We start from the raw sequence: 15,270 nt of genomic DNA, 5'->3' as shown, positions 1-15,270 counted from the left end.
CGGCAAACGCCCCCCATTGCGTACGAACCCTTGCGGGACCACCCTTGAACTCGCAAGAATCGCGCCCATGCACGGCAATCCGATGCCGGACTCCTACGTGTACGTCACGGAAGAGGGCGTCACCCGTCACTACGCTGACGGTAGCGTCGAGGCCCTCGCCTGGGAGGACGTCGTCGAGGTCCGTGTCGTCACGGAGGCCGGCGAGGACGTCCTCTACATCCTGCTCGACCGTGGCGGCGAAGGCTGCGTGGTGCCGCGTTCCGCCACGGACGCCACTTTTCTCGCCCGCCTGCGCTACCTGCCGGACTTCGACCTCGACCGGCTCACCCTGGCCGCCGACTCCACGCGTGACGGGGTGGTGGTCGTGTGGCGCAGCCCGGATCCGCCGTCCGCGCTGCCGGACCTGGAGTACGACTAGCCTAACCGGCTAAATATTTCACGAAATATTCGCCGTATTTCCTCGGTGCACTGCCACTTCTGGACCGTTCCGTCAAGCCCTTACGCAGCTCAACAATCGTCCGATTGTGGACATATGCCGTTATTCCCCCTGCTCGAATCGATCTTTAATCTTTAGTGGGGGCCGCCGCCCTTGATTGTTCGAGGGACTTGAACCCATGTGGTGCAAGGAACGTCAAGTCCCGGTGGGAAATCTGCTGAATGGACCGCCGCTACGGCCTGACCAGAGGAGACATCGGTACGGCAGTCTGACGAGCAGGTTTCCTGTGGGGAACAGCGGTGCATCGAGTGTCAGGTGGTGTTATGAGGGTGGGGACTGGGGAGTCCGCTGTCGTGCTCCTCGAGGCCGTACCACGCCGTGCGTCCAGCATCTGGACGCGGGCGTACCTGCGGCTCCTGTTATCCGGCGACGCGATGTGCGTGCTGCTCGCGTGCGCCTGCGTGCTGGGTGTCCGGCTCGTCGCCGGCGTGTACATCCCGCCGGCCGAGTATCTGCTGGGTTTCGGCCTCGTCGTCGCCTGGCCCGTCGCGCTCATGATGGGCGGCGCCTACCGCCAGCGCGCCAACGGCGAGGGCACCGACGAGTTCAAGGCCGTCTTCAACGGCGGCGCCGGGCTGATGGCCACGGTCGCCATCATGGCCTATGCCACGCAGGCCACGATCGCGCGTAGTTTCGTCATGGCGATGTTGCCGCTCGCGCTGCTCGCCACGCTCTATTTCCGCTATCGCATGCGTAAACGTCTTCACCGGAGGAGAGCGGTGGGCGACTACATGCGACAGGTGGTCGCGGTCGGGCACCGGGAGTCGATTCTCGACCTCGTGATGCAGTTCAGGCGCCAGCCCTATCACGGGATGCACGTGGTGGGAGCCTGCCTTCCCGAGGGCGGCATGGACGTCGACCTCGACGGTGTTCCGGTGCTCGGCTCGTTCGGCGACGTGGCGAGCGTGGTGGAGCGCGAGAAGGCCGACGCCGTGGCCGTACTGGCCTGCCCGGAGCTGGACGGGGCGGCGCTGCGCAGGCTGGCCTGGAGCCTGGAGACCGCGCGGACCGACCTCTTCGTCGCGCCCGCGCTCCTCGACGTGGCCGGGCCGCGCATCAGCATCAGGCCGGTGGCCGGGATGCCGCTGCTGCACGTGGAGCATCCGGAGTTCGACGGCACGAAGCAGCTCGTCAAGACCGTGTTCGACCGGCTCGTGGCCGGGACCGCGCTGCTGCTGCTCGCCCTGCCGCTCCTGGCGATCGCGCTGGTGATCCGGCTGACGAGCCCGGGGCCCGCGCTGTTCTTCCAGGTCAGGGTCGGCAAAGGTGGCGAAGAATTCCGCGTCGTGAAATTTCGTACGATGGTGGCCGATGCGGAGCAGCGTAAACGTGCGCTCCTCGACGCGAACGAGTTCGACGGAGTGCTCTTCAAGATTAGGAACGATCCAAGGATCACCAGGGCAGGCGCCTTCCTGCGCAAATACTCGCTCGACGAGCTGCCCCAGCTGCTCAACGTCATCCGCGGCGAGATGTCCCTCGTCGGCCCCCGCCCGCCGCTGCCGGAAGAGGTGGGCAAGTACGGAGCCGACGTCCGCCGCCGCCTGGTGGTCAAACCGGGCATGACCGGGCTCTGGCAGGTCAGCGGCCGCTCCAACCTGACGTGGGAGGAGTCCGTACGCCTCGACCTGCGGTACGTGGAGAATTGGTCGCTCATCCTCGACCTGCAGATCCTCTGGAAGACCTGGTCCGTCGTCACCCGTGGAGAAGGGGCTTACTAGCGTGAAAGCACTCGTGCTCGCCGGAGGGTCGGGCACACGGTTGCGGCCCATCACGCACACCTCGGCCAAGCAACTCGTGCCGGTCGCCGGCAAGCCGGTCCTGTTCTACGGCCTGGAGGCGATCGCGGCGGCGGGGATCACCGAGCTCGGCATGGTGGTCGGCGACACCCAGGCCGAGATCGAGGCGGCCGTGGGCGACGGGTCGGCGTTCGGACTGCAGGTGACGTACCTGCGGCAGGAGGCGCCGCTCGGGCTGGCCCACGGCGTGCTGATCGCCCGCGACTTCCTGGGCGACGACGACTTCGTCATGTACCTGGGCGACAACTTCATCGTGGGCGGCATCACCGACCTGGTCGCCCGGTTCACCCGCGAGCGGCCCGCCGCCCAGATCATGCTCACCGAGGTCGGCGATCCGCGCCAGTTCGGCGTGGCCGAGCTCGACGGCGCGGGGCGGGTCGTCGGCCTGGAGGAGAAGCCCGCGCGTCCCAAGAGCGATCTGGCGCTGGTCGGCGTCTACCTGTTCAGCCCGGCGGTGCACGCGGCGGTGGCGGAGCTGAAGCCGTCCTGGCGGGGCGAGCTGGAGATCACCGACGCCATCCAGTGGCTCATCGAGGAAGGGCTGCGCGTCGAGTCATCGGTGATCACCGGCTACTGGAAGGACACCGGCAACGTCACCGACATGCTGGAGGTCAACCGGCTGGTGCTGGAGTCGGTGGAGCCGCGCGTGAGCGGGCACGTGGACGCGGCCAGCGACCTGGTGGGCCGGGTCGTGGTCGAGCCGGGCGCGGTGGTCGAGCGTTCGCGGGTGGTCGGCCCGGCGATCATCGGTGGCGGCGCGCGGATCCGCGACAGCTACGTCGGCCCGTTCACCTCCATCGGCGCGTCGTGCACGATCACCGGCAGCGAGATCGAGTACTCGATCGTGCTGCCCAGGGCCTCCATCGCGGGGGTGGGCCGGATCGAGTCGTCGCTGATCGGCCACGACGTCGAGGTCACCCCCGCGCCCCACACACCCAGAGCCCACCGTCTCGTGCTGGGCGATCACAGCAAGGTGCAGATCAGTTCATGAGGATTCTGGTGACGGGTGGTGCGGGGTTCATCGGCTCCCACTTCGTGCACGGCCTCGACGGCGCGGACGTGACCGTGCTGGACAAACTCACGTACGCGGGAAGCCGGGCCAACCTCGACGGGGTGCGGCACACGTTCGTGCACGGCGACATCTGCGACCCCGGCCTGCTGGCCAAGGTCGTGCCCGGCCACGACGTGGTGGTGAACTTCGCCGCCGAGTCTCATGTGGACCGGTCGATCGAGGGGGCGGCCGAGTTCGTGCGCACCAACGTGCTGGGCACGCAGACGCTGCTGCAGGCGTGCCTGGAGGCCGGGGTGGCCAAGGTGGTGCAGGTGTCGACCGACGAGGTGTACGGCACGATCGAGTCCGGCTCCTGGACCGAGGACGCGCCGCTGGCGCCGCGCTCGCCGTACGCGGCCTCCAAGGCGGGCGCCGACCTGATCGCCCGCTCCTACGCGATCACGTACGGGCTGGACGTCTCCATCACCCGGTGCGGCAACAACTACGGGCCCCGCCAGTATCCCGAGAAGATCATCCCGCTGTTCGTCACGCGGCTGCTGCGCGGCGCGACCGTCCCGCTGTACGGCGACGGCGGCAACGTGCGCGACTGGATCCACGTCCAGGACCACTGCGCGGGCATCCGCCTGGTGATGGACAAGGGCGAGCCGGGCGAGGTCTACCACATCGCGGGCACGGCCGAGCTGACCAACCTGGAGCTGACCGGCCGCCTGCTGGAGGCCTGCGGCCGGGACTGGGACCTGGTCGAGCACGTCGAGGACCGCAAGGGCCACGACCGCCGGTACTCGCTCGACGACGCGAAGCTGCGCGCCCTGGGCTACCGGCCGGAGATCCCCTTCGAGCGGGGACTGAAGGACACCGTGCGCTGGTATGCCGAGCACCGGGGCTGGTGGGCGGCTTGACAGGAGGCGTCTTGACTTCCTCCCCACGGCTGAAGCCGGGGGATTCCAACCGTCGCCGGTTGGTGTTCCTGCTTCACCGCCAGTCGCCCGCCGGGCTTGCGCCCTTGAGGTCTTACACCAGCTCCACAGGCGTTTCAGCTCTCCGCCAGCCCGGCGGCGAGCACGTTCTTGGCCGCGTTCACGTCGCGGTCGTGGACCGCGCCGCAGGCGCACGTCCACTCCCGGATGTTCAGCGGCATCTCCTCCTGCAGCGTCCCGCACCGCGAGCACAGCCTGGAGGAGGGCAACCAGCGGTCCACCGCCACGAGCGTGCGCCCGTACCAGGCCGCCTTGTACTCCAGCATCGACCGAAACTCGCGCCAGGAGGCGTCGGAGACGGCGCGGGCCAGGCTCCGATTCTTGACCATGTTGCGGACGGTCAGGTCTTCCACGGCGATCACTTGGTTCTCGCGAACAAGCCGTGTCGTGACCTTGTGCAGGTGATCCCTTCTACGGTCGGTGATCCGGGCGTGGACGCGGGCCACCTTCAGGCGGGCCTTGGCCCGGTTGCTGCCACCCTTCTCCTTGCGGGCGAGCGCCGGCTGCGCCTGGGCCAGCCTGCGCCGATCGCGACGTTCGTGACGAGGGTTGACGATCTTCTCGCCGGTCGACAGGGTCGCCAGCGCCGTGATCCCGGCGTCGATCCCCACGTGCGCCGCGACAGGGGGCAGCGGGCTGATCTTCTCTTCGACCAGCAGGGACACGAACCAGCGCCCAGCCGCGTCCTTCGACACCGTGACCGTGGACGGCTGCGCACCCTCGGGAATCGGGCGCGACCACACGATGGTCAGCGGCGCGTCCATCTTCGCCAGCGTCAACCGCCCGTCGCGCCACCGGAACGCCGACCGGGTGTACTCAGCCGACGCCCGCGCCTTCTTCTTGTTCTTGAAGGTCGGATACTTGGCGCGTTTGGCGAAGAAATGCGCGAATGCCGCCTGGAGGTGGCGAAGCGCCTGCTGCAACGGCACCGACGACACCTCCGACAGGAAGTCGTGGTCGCCGCCGCGCTTCCACTCGGTCAGCTTCGCCGACGACTCCACGTAAGAGACGCGACGACCTCCGAGAGTGTAGGCGCGGGTGCGTTCTTCCAGGGCCTTGTTGTAGACGAGGCGGACGCAACCGAACGTCCGGGCAAGCTCGGAGGCTTGCTCGGGGGTCGGGTGGAAGCGGTACTTGTAGGCCCGCTTCACGATCTGCGCCACGAATCACATCTTACAACAAGATCGGGTAAGAATCGTGCGTGTGTTCGACTTGCGGCAGCCGTGCCGCGTTTCCTCCCCGGGGCTGAAGCCCGTGGTCTCCACGCTTAAGGAGATTCGATGAGATGGCTCATCACGGGCGCGGGCGGCCTGCTGGCCACCGACGTGCTCGACCGTACGGCGCTGACCGGCGACCCGGTGGTGGCGCTCGCCCGGAGCGAGCTGGACCTGCGCGACCGGCGCGCGGTGCGCGACTTCGTGTGCGCCTACCGGCCCCGAGCGGTGATCAACTGCGCGGGGTGGACCGCCGTGGACGAGGCCGAGTCGCGCGAGGCGGAGGCGCTGGCGGTCAACGGGCACGCGGTGCGCTGGCTGGCCGAGGCGTGCGACCAGGCCGGGGCGCGGCTGGTGCACGTGTCGACCGACTACGTCTTCGACGGCGCGAGCGTGGCGCCGTACCGGGAGGATGCGGCCACCGGGCCGGTGAACGCCTATGGGCGGACCAAGCTGGCGGGGGAGCGCGCCGCGCTGGAACACGGTCAGTACGTCGTGCGGACCGCGTGGTTGTACGGCGCGGCCGGCACCGACTTCGTCCGGACCATGATCAGGCTGGCCGGTGAGCGGCCGTTCGTGGACGTGGTCGACGACCAGCGCGGGCAGCCGACGTGGGCGGCCGACCTGGCCGACTTCCTGGTGCGGCTGGCGCAGTCGGACCTGCCGCCCGGCGTCTACCACGGCACCTGCTCGGGCGAGACGACGTGGTACGGCCTGGCCAGGGAGATCTTCACGCTGCTCGGCACGGACCCCGGGCGGGTGCGGCCGGTGACCGGCGCCGACTCCCCGCGCCCCGCGAGGCGTCCGGCCAACAGCGTGCTCGCCTGCACCAGAGCCGAGCCGCTGCGCCACTGGCGGGTGGCGCTGCACGCGGCCTGGCCGGTCATCGCCGCGAATGCGGGGCCTCAATGCAACGTGGCGTAGAACTCCTGGCACGCGCGATAGTCCGGCAGCAGCCCGGCCGCGAGCGCCACGTCGAGCGAGGGAGCCTTGGCGTCCTTCTCCGACAGCACGGGTTCCACACCGGCCGGCCAGCCGATCGCGAGCGCCGGGTCGAGCGGGTGGACGCCGTGCTCCCGGCCCGGCGCGTACGGCTGCGAGCACAGGTAGACCACCGTGGCCTGCTCGCTGAGCGCCATGAACGCGTGCCCGAGCCCTTCGGCGACGAGCATGCCGCACCGCGTGCGGTCGTCGAGCGTCCGCGCCTCCCAGCGGCCGAACGTGGGCGAGCCCGCCCGCAGGTCGGCGACCACGTCGAGGACGCTGCCCGACACGCACATCACGTACTTCGCCTGGCCGGGCGGCACGTCGGCGAAGTGCACGCCCCGCAGCACCCCACGGCCGGACACCGAGCAGTTGACCTGGGCGAGGTCGAACCGCCGCGGCAGGTCGGCCGCGCGGAACGCCTCGAGGAACGAGCCGCGGGGGTCGCTGTGGACGCGCGGCGTGTGCAGCCACGCGCCGTCGATGCCGAGGGGATCCATGAGTCGTACGGTAACGAGCGCCCCGCCCTGAGCGAAATACCCAAGTTTGGAGCGTGCGAATGACATCTTGCCGTTTATGCGGCTCCACCGACATGACCGGCGTCGTGGACCTGGGGGCGACACCTCCCTGCGAGCGCGTCCTCACCGCCGGCCAGCTCGACGAGCCGGAGCTCACCTATCCGCTGCATCTGCGCGTGTGCACGTCGTGCTGGCTGGCGCAGATCCCGCCGCTGATCTCCCCCGAGGAGACCTTCACCGACTACGCCTACTTCTCCTCCTACTCCACCTCGTGGGTGGAGCACGCCCGCTCCTTCGTGGCCGGGCTCGCCCTCGGGCCTGACTCCTTCGTGGTGGAGGTGGCCAGCAACGACGGTTACCTGCTGCGCCACGTGGTCGAGCGGGGGGTGCGCTGCCTGGGCATCGAGCCGTCGGTGAACGTGGGCGCGGCGGCCAGGGAGCGCGGCGTGCCGACGGTGACGGCGTTCCTCACGCCGGAGAGCGCGCGGGCTGTCGTGCGGGAGCACGGGCACGCGGACCACGTCGTGGCCAACAACGTCTACGCGCACATCCCGGACGTGATCGGCTTCACCGAGGGGCTGCGCACGCTGGTCGCCGGCGACGGCCTGGTCTCCGTCGAGGTGCAGCACCTGCTCACGCTGATCGAGCGCAACCAGTACGACACGATCTACCACGAGCACTTCCAGTACTACACCGTCGCCTCGGCGCAGCGGGCGCTGGCGAGCGGCGGCCTGGCGGTGGTGGACGTCGAGCTGCTGGACACCCACGGCGGCTCCATCCGGCTGTGGGCCAGGCCGTCGGAGGCCGGCGCCACGCCGTCGCCGCGCGTGGCCGACGTCCTGGCCATGGAGAAGGCGGCCGGGCTGCACGAGATCGCCGGCTACGCCGAGTTCGCGGGGCGGGTGGCCGGGGTCCGGCGTGACCTGCTGCGCTTCCTCGTCAGCGCCGCCGACGCGGGCCAGACCGTGGTCGGGTACGGTGCCCCCGGCAAGGGCAACACCCTGCTCAACCACTGCGGTGTCCGGCCGGACCTGCTCGCCTACACGGTGGACCGCAACCCGTACAAGCACGGCAAGTTCACGCCGGGCGCCCGCATCCCGATCTTCCCGCCCGACCGGATCGCCGCCGACCGGCCGGACTACGTCCTCGTCCTGCCCTGGAACCTGCGCGACGAGCTGGTCGAGCAGCTCGCGTACGTCCATGACTGGGGTGGCCGGCTGGTCTTCCCCATCCCCACGTTGGAGGTCGTGTGAAGGTCGTCCTCTTCTGCGGTGGATACGGCACGCGGATGCGCACCGGGGCGCCGGGCGACGTGCCCAAGCCCATGCAGCTCGTCGGCCCGAGACCGCTGCTCTGGCACGTCATGCGCTACTACGCGCACTTCGGTCACAAGGAGTTCGTGCTCTGCCTCGGCTACGGCGCGGAGCACATCAAGAGCTTCTTCCTCACGTACGAGGAGACCGCCTCCAACGACTTCGTGCTGCGCGGCGGCGACATCGAGTTGCTGGGCAGCGACATCTCCGACTGGACGGTCTCCTTCGTGCACACCGGGATCGAGTCGTCGATCGGCGAGCGGCTGCGCCGCGTGCGCGACCATCTCGACGGGGACGAGATGTTCCTGGCGAACTACGCGGACGTGCTCACGGACGCGCCGCTGCCGGAGATCATCGACAGGTTCGCCGGGTCGGACGCGGGCGGCTCGCTGATGGCCGTGCCCCCGCCGGGCACCTTCCACTGTGTCGGGATCACGCCGGACGGGCTGGTCGACCAGATCACCGCGGTCACCGAGATGCCGTTATGGGTCAACGGCGGATATTTCGTGTTACGCCAGGAGATTTTCGACCACATCCCGGAAAACGGTGACCTGCTCGTCGACGGGTGCAAGGAACTGGCCAAGCGCGGACGGCTGCTCGCCTACCCGTACCGGGGCTACTGGCGGCCCACCGACACCGTCAACCAGCGGATGGAGCTCGACCGCGCCTACGCGCGCGGTGACCGGCCGTGGGCCCTGTGGGAGCGCACGGCATGAACCGGCTCGTGCCCGCCGGGCTGCGCAGGGTCGCCGCTCTGGCCGCGCACTGCGACGACATCGCCATCGGCGCGGGCGGCACCCTGCTCGCCATCTGCACGTCCCACCCGGGCGTGCAGGTCGACGTCCTGGTGCTGTCGGGGGGCGGCACCGAGCGCGAGCACGAGGAGCGCGCGGCGCTGGCCGCCTTCTGCCCCGGCGCGGACCTGCGGATCACGGTGGCCAAGGTGCCCGACGGGCGGCTGCCGGCCCACTGGGACGAGGCCAAGACGGCGGTCGAGGACCTGCGCCTGCGCACCGAACCCGACCTGATCCTCGCGCCCCAGGCCGGCGACGCCCACCAGGACCACAGAGGGCTGGCGCGGCTGGTGCCCACCGCCTTCCGCGACCATCTCACGCTCGGCTACGAGATCCTCAAATGGGACGGCGATCTCGGCCGCCCCCACGCGTACCAGCCGCTCGACCTCGCGCTCGCCGAGCGCAAGGTCGCCCTGCTGTGGGAGCACTACCCGTCACAACGCCGGCGCACCTGGTTCGACAGGGAGGCGTTCCTCGGTCTCGCCAGGATCCGCGGCGTCCAATGCCACGCACGCTACGCCGAGGCCTTCTACCTCGACAAACTCGCGCTCGACCTAGCAGGAGGCTGAAACGACATGCGTGTCCTACTCACCGGGCACCAGGGCTACCTCGGCACCGTCATGGCCCGGCACCTGGCCGTGGCGGGCCACGACGTGACCGGCCTGGACTCCGGGCTGTTCGCCGCCTGCGTGCTCGGCCCGGCGCCCGCCGACCCGCCCGGCCACCGCATCGACCTGCGCGACGTACGAGCCGAGCTGCTGGAAGGCGTCGACGCGGTCATCCACCTGGCCGCGCTCTCCAATGACCCGCTCGGCGCGCTCACGCCCGAGCTGACCTACGACATCAACCACCACGCCTCCGTACGGCTGGCCAGGCTGGCCCGCGACGCCGGCGTTCGCCGCTTCCTGTACGCCTCCACCTGCTCGGTGTACGGCGCCTCCGGCGGGGACGACCTGCTCGGCGAGGACGCCCCGCTCCGGCCCGTCACCCCCTACGCCGAGTCGAAGGTCCGGGTCGAGGACGAGCTGGTGGAGCTGGCCGACGACCGCTTCACCCCCGTGTTCCTGCGCAACGCGACCGCGTTCGGGTTCTCGCCGCGGCTGCGGGCCGACATCGTGCTCAACAACCTCGTCGGCCACGCCCACCTGACCGGTGAGGTGCGGGTGTTGTCCGACGGCACCCCGTGGCGGCCACTCGTCCACGTGGCCGACATCGCCGACGCCTTCGCGGCCGTGCTCGACGCGCCCCGCGAGGCCGTGCACGCCAGGGCGTTCAACGTCGGCGGCGAGCAGAACAACCTCACCGTGGCCGACATCGCCGAGCACGTCGTGGAGGCGGTGCCCGGCTCGCGGCTGCTCATCACGGGCGAGACCGGAGCGGACCCGCGCTCGTACCGGGTGGACTTCTCCCGGATCAGGCGGGCGCTGCCCGGCTTCCACGCCCGCTGGACGGTCAAGGCGGGCGCGGTCGAGCTGGCCGACGCCTACCGGGCCCACGGGCTGACCGAGGACGGCTTCCGGCGGCGCTTCACCCGGCTCGCCTGGCTGGCCGAGCGGCGGGCCGCCGGCACGGTCTCCGCGGAGCTGCGGCCGTGACAGGAGAGGAGATGCACGCCCTGGTGGCGCGGCTCTACCCGCTGTGCCGCTCCATCACGGGCGACGGGGTGCGCGCCACGCTCGGCATCCTCGGGGAACACCTGGACCTGGACGTCCACGAGGTGCCGACCGGCACGCAGGTGCTCGACTGGACGGTCCCCAAGGAGTGGAACGTCCGCGACGCGTACATCATGGACCCGGCCGGACACAGGGTCGTCGACTTCCGGCGCTCCAACCTGCACGTCGTCGGCTACAGCGTCCCCGTGTCGGCCACCATGACGCTGACGGAGCTGCGCCCCCACCTGCACACGCTGCCCGAGCAGCCCGACCTGGTCCCTTACCGGACCGGCTACTACGCCGAGACGTGGGGGTTCTGCCTCAGCCGGCGCACGCTCGACGGCCTCGGCGAGGGGCCGTACACGGTGGTGATCGACTCGACGCTGGCCGACGGGCACCTGACGTACGCCGAGCACGTGGTGCGCGGGCGCACGACGGACGAGGTGCTCATCTCGTGCCACACCTGCCACCCGTCGCTGGCCAACGACAACCTCGCCGCGATCGCCGTGGCGACCGCGCTGGCCTCCCGGCTCGGGACCCCGCGCCTCACGTACCGCTTCGTGTTCGCGCCCGGCACGATCGGTGCCATCACCTGGCTGGCGCGCAACCGCGACCGCGTCTCCAGGATCAGGCACGGGCTCACGCTGGCCTGCGCCGGCGACCGCGGCACGCTGACGTACAAGCGCAGCAGGCGCGGGGACGCCGGCATCGACCGGGTGATGGCCCACGTGCTGCGGGAACGGCCGCACACCATCACGGACTTCTCGCCGTACGGCTACGACGAGCGCCAATACTGCTCGCCCGGCTTCGACCTGCCCGTCGGCAGCCTCACCAGGACGCCGTACGCGGGCTACCCGGAATACCACACCTCGGGCGACGACCTGGGCTTCGTCTCGCCGGACTCCATGTCCGACACGCTGGAGGCGCTGTGGTCGGCCGTGGAGGTGCTGGAGGGCGACGGCCGCTACCTGAACCTGAGCCCGTACGGCGAGCCGCAGCTCGGCCGGCGCGGCCTGTACGGCTCCCTCGGCGGGCGGAGCGACACGAAACAGGCGCAGATGGCGATGTTGTGGGTGCTGAACCTCTCGGACGGCGCACACAGCCTGCTGGACGTCGCCGACCGGTCCGGCCTGCCCTTCGGCGTGGTGGCCGAGGCGGCGGGGGCGCTGGAGGCGGCGGGGCTGCTCAAGAGGGAGGACGCGTGAACCTGCGGGTGGGAGATCTCGTCGAGGTGCGCGGCGAGGCGGAGATCCTGGCCACGCTGGACGAGCGGGGCGAGCTGGAGAGCCTGCCGTTCATGCCGGAGATGGCGCGGTTCTGCGGCCGGCGGATGACGGTGCACAAGGTCGCGCACAAACTCTGCGACACGATCAGCCGCAGCGGCATGCGCCGGATGGAGAGGGCCGTCCACCTGACCGGGGCACGCTGCGACGGCGGGGAGCACGGCGGCTGCCAGACGGCCTGCTCCCTGTACTGGAAGGAGGCCTGGCTCAAACGGGTCGATCCGGACGAACCACAGGCCCCGCCCAGGCCCGGTCCGGAGCTGCTGCCGCTCCTGCGGGCCAACACCCGCAAGGACGCCGACCACTACTCCTGCCAGGCCACCGAGCTGCTCAGGGCGGCGCCGGCCTGCCTGCCGTTCCGCGACCTCGGCCAGTACGTCACCGACGTGCGCAGCGGCAACGCCGGCGTGGCGGCCGTGGCCCGTGCCTTCCTGGTCGGGCTGTTCAACCGTTTCCAGGAGCTCAGCAAGAAGGTCCTGCCGAGACGCCTGTGGATCAGGCGCGGCCTGCGCTGGGGCTTCGTGGAGGGACGGGCCGGCCGCGTCACTCCGACGGAGGAGCTGGACCTGAAGCCGGGCGAGCTGGTCAGGATCAGGTCGAAGGAGGAGATCCTCGACACCCTCAACGACGACCTGCTCAACCGCGGGCTGGGCTTCGAGGAGGAGATGGCCCGCTACTGCGGCAGGACGGCGCGGGTGCGCGCCAGGGTCGAGCGCTGCCTGGACGAGCGGACCGGCCGCATGCTCAGCATGAAGAGCCCGTGCATCGTCCTCGACGACCTCGTCTGCGAAGGCGTCTACAACGCCAGCTGCCCGCGCGAGTTCGTACCGTTCTGGCGGGAGATCTGGCTGGAGAGGCTGCCGCCGGGCGGCGGGGACGCCTTATGAGCGAGGTCGGCGAGATCGGCAGGAAGGCGGGGCGCGGGCTGCGCTGGAGCCTGCTCGGCAACCTGGTCATGAAGGCGGGCTCGTTCGTGATGAGCCTGATCCTGGCCAGGTTGCTGGTGCCCGAGGACTTCGGCGTGTTCGCCATCGCCCTGGCCGCCAGTCAGTTCGTCATCTACGTCAACGACGCGGGAGTGATCTCCGCGACCGTGCAGTGGCGCGGCAGGCTGGAGGAGGTCGCGCCCACGGCCACGGTGGTGGCCATCCTGTCGAGCGCGGGCCTGTACGCGCTGTTCTGGGTCATCGCGCCGTTCTACGCCCGGCTGGCCGGCAGCGAGGACGCCACCTGGGTGATCCGCATCCTCATGGCCACCAACCTCGTCTACGGGCTGACCGCGGTCCGCAGCGCCGCGCTGATGCGCACGTTCCGGCAGGACAGGCTGGCCTGGGCCAACCTCGCCGGGTTCGCCGCCAACGCCACCGTCTCCATCACCCTCGCCGCGAACGGCTCAGGGGCCTACAGCTTCGCCTGGGGCCAGCTCAGCGGGGCGGCGCTCACCGGCGTGCTGGTGGTCGTCCTGGCCGGGGTCAGGATCGAGCTCGGCTTCGACCGCGCGGTGGCCGCCAGGCTGCTGCGCTTCGGCCTGCCGCTCTGCGCCGGCCTCGGCATCGAAGGGCTGCTGCTCAACGTCGACGCGGTCATCGTCGGCGACGTGCTCGGGCCCGCGCTGCTGGGCTTCTACCTGCTGGCCTTCAACATCTCCAGCTGGGTCCCCGGGCTCATCGGCACGGCCGTCCGCTACGTCGCGCTGCCCAGCTTCTCCCGTCTGGCCGAGGAGGGCGCCGAGCCGCTGCGGGCCGGCGTGCGGCAGGCGGTGCCGCTGCTGGCGACGCTGGTGCTGCCGGTCGCGGTGCTCATGGGCACGCTCGCGCCCGCGATCGTGGAGTTCCTCTACGGCGCCCGCTGGTCGCCGTCGGCCGACGTGCTGCGCTTCCTGGCGGTCGTCATGGCCGTGCGCATGCTGACCCTGCTGATCACCGACGTGCTGGCCGCGACCGGCGCGACCAGGTCGCCCATGTGGGTGAACCTGGCCTGGGCGCTCGCGCTCGTGCCCGCGCTCATGGCGGGCGCCCGGCTGGGCGGCATCGAGGGCGCCGCCGTGGCGCACGCGGTCATCGCGGTGGTGGTGGCGCTGCCGCTGCTGGGGGTGGTGCTGCACCGATCCGGCGTGCCGCTGCGGTTGTTCGGCGCGGGGCTGGCCCGCCCGCTGGCGGCCGCCGTGCCGGCCGGCGTCGTCATGGCCGGGCTGGCCGCGGTCGTCGACGGCGCGTTCGCCGAGCTGTGCGTGGCGGGCGGCGCGGGGCTGCTGGTGTTCGTGCTCGCGGCGGTGCCACGTGCCGTGCTGGAGCGACTCGTACGTCAAGGGAGAGCACATGCCGGAACCTGAACTCGTCTCGATCGCCCTGCCCGTGCGCAACGGCGCCGACCGGCTCGAAGGCGTGATCCGCTCGGTGCTGGCCCAGGACTACCCGAGCATCGAGCTGGTCGTCTCCGACAACGCCTCCACGGACGGCACCGAGGAGCTCTGCCGCGACCTGGCGGCCGGCGACCCCAGGATCGTCTACCACCGGCATCCGCACGACGTCGGCCTGCTCGGCAACTTCACGCACGCGGCGCGGATCTCGCGCGGCGCGTACGTGAGGTGGATCGGCGACGACGACCGGCTGGAGCCCGCCTGCGTCTCGCGCGCGATGGCGGCGTTCGCGGCCGACGAGCGCATCATCCTGGTCACCAACCAGGTCTCCTACAGCCGGCCCGACGGGACGCTCGCCACCACCGCTTATGAGGGCGCGGGCCTGGGCTCCGACGACCCGGTGGAACGGTTCACCGAGATGCTCAGGCTGCTCAACGAGAGCCCGTTCCTCATCGATCCGCTCTACGGCCTGCTGCGCCGCGAGCCGGCGGTCGGCATCCCGCGCAGGAACATGTTGCGCGAGGACGAGGTGTTCGCCGCCAAGCTGGCCCTGGCCGGGCCGTGGGCGCACGTGCCCGAGGTGCTGTCGCACCGCAACTGGCGGCTCGAACGCATCTCGGGCCTGGCCCGCCGCCTCGACGTGCCGTCCTGGCAGTCGCACGCGGCGAACACGCTGCAGTGCAGGGAGCTGCTCAGATGGGTGCGCGACGCCGACCTCACCGATGACCGGCGCCGCCGGGCGCGCTCCGCGGTGCTGCGCATGTACGCCCGCCGCCAGCGCCGGACGATCGCCCACCGGGGCCGCAAGCTGCTGTCCATGGCCCGGCTGGTGTAACGGCGTTCACGAAAAGGGCGATTTCCACTTTGCATCG

General features: G+C 70.6%; 14 protein-coding genes and 1 pseudogene. 13 read left to right on the top strand and 2 right to left on the bottom strand.

Translation table 11 applies throughout. The features are described from left to right. Positions 1-67 precede the first annotated feature (67 nt). From E1292_RS04675 to rfbB, 4 genes are all read left to right on the top strand, one after another. A complete protein-coding gene (locus tag E1292_RS04675) occupies positions 68-418 on the top strand; it encodes a hypothetical protein (RefSeq protein WP_132592341.1) in 351 nt (116 codons plus the stop codon). A 341-nt stretch (positions 419-759) separates the two neighbouring features. Next, a complete protein-coding gene (locus tag E1292_RS04670; protein WP_132592339.1) occupies positions 760-2,214 on the top strand; it encodes a sugar transferase in 1,455 nt (484 codons plus the stop codon). A gap of 1 nt (position 2,215) precedes the next feature. After that, a complete protein-coding gene (locus tag E1292_RS04665) occupies positions 2,216-3,283 on the top strand; it encodes a glucose-1-phosphate thymidylyltransferase (RefSeq protein ID WP_132592337.1) in 1,068 nt (355 codons plus the stop codon). Further along, the gene (gene rfbB / locus E1292_RS04660; RefSeq protein WP_132592335.1) at positions 3,280-4,203 is read left to right on the top strand and encodes a dTDP-glucose 4,6-dehydratase; all 924 of its coding nucleotides are present in this window, start codon (positions 3,280-3,282) and stop codon (positions 4,201-4,203) included. The genes E1292_RS04665 and rfbB overlap by 4 nt, the downstream gene beginning before the upstream one ends. Before the next feature lie 32 nt (positions 4,204-4,235). On the opposite strand, the pseudogene E1292_RS04655 reads toward rfbB, so the two are convergent. Further along, positions 4,236-5,444, bottom strand: a pseudogene (locus E1292_RS04655) (RNA-guided endonuclease InsQ/TnpB family protein); the annotation flags it as partial. Between the two features lie 117 nt (positions 5,445-5,561). Between E1292_RS04655 and rfbD the strand changes: the two are divergent. Then, entirely contained in the window at positions 5,562-6,419 is an 858-nt protein-coding gene (gene rfbD, locus E1292_RS04650; RefSeq protein ID WP_132592331.1) for a dTDP-4-dehydrorhamnose reductase, read from the top strand. Here rfbD and E1292_RS04645 read toward each other — a convergent pair. Further along, positions 6,401-6,979 (bottom strand): dTDP-4-dehydrorhamnose 3,5-epimerase family protein, encoded by a 579-nt coding sequence (locus E1292_RS04645; protein WP_132592329.1) that lies wholly within the window; start codon positions 6,977-6,979, stop codon positions 6,401-6,403. The two genes, rfbD and E1292_RS04645, sit on opposite strands and share 19 nt — an antisense overlap. Positions 6,980-7,038: 59 nt before the next feature. Between E1292_RS04645 and E1292_RS04640 the strand changes: the two genes are divergently transcribed. Genes E1292_RS04640 through E1292_RS04605 form a run of 8 tightly spaced genes read left to right on the top strand, consistent with a single transcriptional unit; the run spans position 7,039 to position 15,233 of the window. Continuing rightward, a complete protein-coding gene (locus E1292_RS04640; RefSeq protein WP_132592327.1) occupies positions 7,039-8,250 on the top strand; it encodes a class I SAM-dependent methyltransferase in 1,212 nt (403 codons plus the stop codon). Continuing rightward, entirely contained in the window at positions 8,247-9,026 is a 780-nt protein-coding gene (locus E1292_RS04635) for a glycosyltransferase family protein (RefSeq protein WP_132592325.1), read from the top strand. Before E1292_RS04640 ends, E1292_RS04635 begins: the two co-directional genes overlap by 4 nt. Continuing rightward, on the top strand, positions 9,023-9,673 hold the full coding sequence (locus E1292_RS04630; protein WP_132592323.1) for a PIG-L deacetylase family protein: 651 nt from the start codon (positions 9,023-9,025) through the stop codon (positions 9,671-9,673). Before E1292_RS04635 ends, E1292_RS04630 begins: the two co-directional genes overlap by 4 nt. 6 nt (positions 9,674-9,679) lie before the next feature. Beyond that, positions 9,680-10,699 carry an NAD-dependent epimerase/dehydratase family protein gene (locus E1292_RS04625; RefSeq protein ID WP_132592321.1) on the top strand — a complete coding sequence of 340 codons (1,020 nt, stop codon included), beginning with the start codon at positions 9,680-9,682 and terminating at the stop codon, positions 10,697-10,699. 11 nt (positions 10,700-10,710) lie between these two features. Next, positions 10,711-11,961, top strand: a complete 1,251-nt coding sequence (locus E1292_RS04620; RefSeq protein WP_132592319.1) for a DUF4910 domain-containing protein — start codon at positions 10,711-10,713, stop codon at positions 11,959-11,961. Next, complete coding sequence (locus E1292_RS04615) at positions 11,958-12,926, top strand: hypothetical protein (RefSeq protein ID WP_132592317.1); 969 nt, start codon at positions 11,958-11,960, stop codon at positions 12,924-12,926. Before E1292_RS04620 ends, E1292_RS04615 begins: the two co-directional genes overlap by 4 nt. Next, entirely contained in the window at positions 12,923-14,371 is a 1,449-nt protein-coding gene (locus E1292_RS04610) for an oligosaccharide flippase family protein (protein ID WP_132592315.1), read from the top strand. The genes E1292_RS04615 and E1292_RS04610 overlap by 4 nt, the downstream gene beginning before the upstream one ends. Next, positions 14,358-15,233, top strand: a complete 876-nt coding sequence (locus E1292_RS04605; protein ID WP_132592313.1) for a glycosyltransferase family 2 protein — start codon at positions 14,358-14,360, stop codon at positions 15,231-15,233. Before E1292_RS04610 ends, E1292_RS04605 begins: the two co-directional genes overlap by 14 nt. The last annotated feature ends 37 nt before the right edge of the window (positions 15,234-15,270 follow it).

Source organism: Nonomuraea deserti, assembly GCF_004348685.1.
GTDB classification, from domain to species: Bacteria; Actinomycetota; Actinomycetes; order Streptosporangiales; family Streptosporangiaceae; genus Nonomuraea; species Nonomuraea deserti.
The sequence above is the reverse complement of the archived record's forward strand: the minus strand, read 5'-3'. Positions and strand labels throughout refer to the sequence as shown.

Bases quoted from the DNA above. Each gene is read 5' to 3' on its own strand.
- E1292_RS04675 (WP_132592341.1), top strand. From the start codon at position 68: ATGCACGGCAATCCGATGCCGGACTCCTACGTGTACGTCACGGAAGAG.
- E1292_RS04670 (WP_132592339.1), top strand. From the start codon at position 760: ATGAGGGTGGGGACTGGGGAGTCCGCTGTCGTGCTCCTCGAGGCCGTA.
- rfbB (WP_132592335.1), top strand. From the start codon at position 3,280: ATGAGGATTCTGGTGACGGGTGGTGCGGGGTTCATCGGCTCCCACTTC.
- rfbD (WP_132592331.1), top strand. From the start codon at position 5,562: ATGAGATGGCTCATCACGGGCGCGGGCGGCCTGCTGGCCACCGACGTG.
- E1292_RS04645 (WP_132592329.1), bottom strand. From the start codon at position 6,979: ATGGATCCCCTCGGCATCGACGGCGCGTGGCTGCACACGCCGCGCGTC.
- E1292_RS04640 (WP_132592327.1), top strand. From the start codon at position 7,039: ATGACATCTTGCCGTTTATGCGGCTCCACCGACATGACCGGCGTCGTG.
- E1292_RS04630 (WP_132592323.1), top strand. From the start codon at position 9,023: ATGAACCGGCTCGTGCCCGCCGGGCTGCGCAGGGTCGCCGCTCTGGCC.
- E1292_RS04625 (WP_132592321.1), top strand. From the start codon at position 9,680: ATGCGTGTCCTACTCACCGGGCACCAGGGCTACCTCGGCACCGTCATG.
- E1292_RS04620 (WP_132592319.1), top strand. From the start codon at position 10,711: ATGCACGCCCTGGTGGCGCGGCTCTACCCGCTGTGCCGCTCCATCACG.
- E1292_RS04610 (WP_132592315.1), top strand. From the start codon at position 12,923: ATGAGCGAGGTCGGCGAGATCGGCAGGAAGGCGGGGCGCGGGCTGCGC.
- E1292_RS04605 (WP_132592313.1), top strand. From the start codon at position 14,358: ATGCCGGAACCTGAACTCGTCTCGATCGCCCTGCCCGTGCGCAACGGC.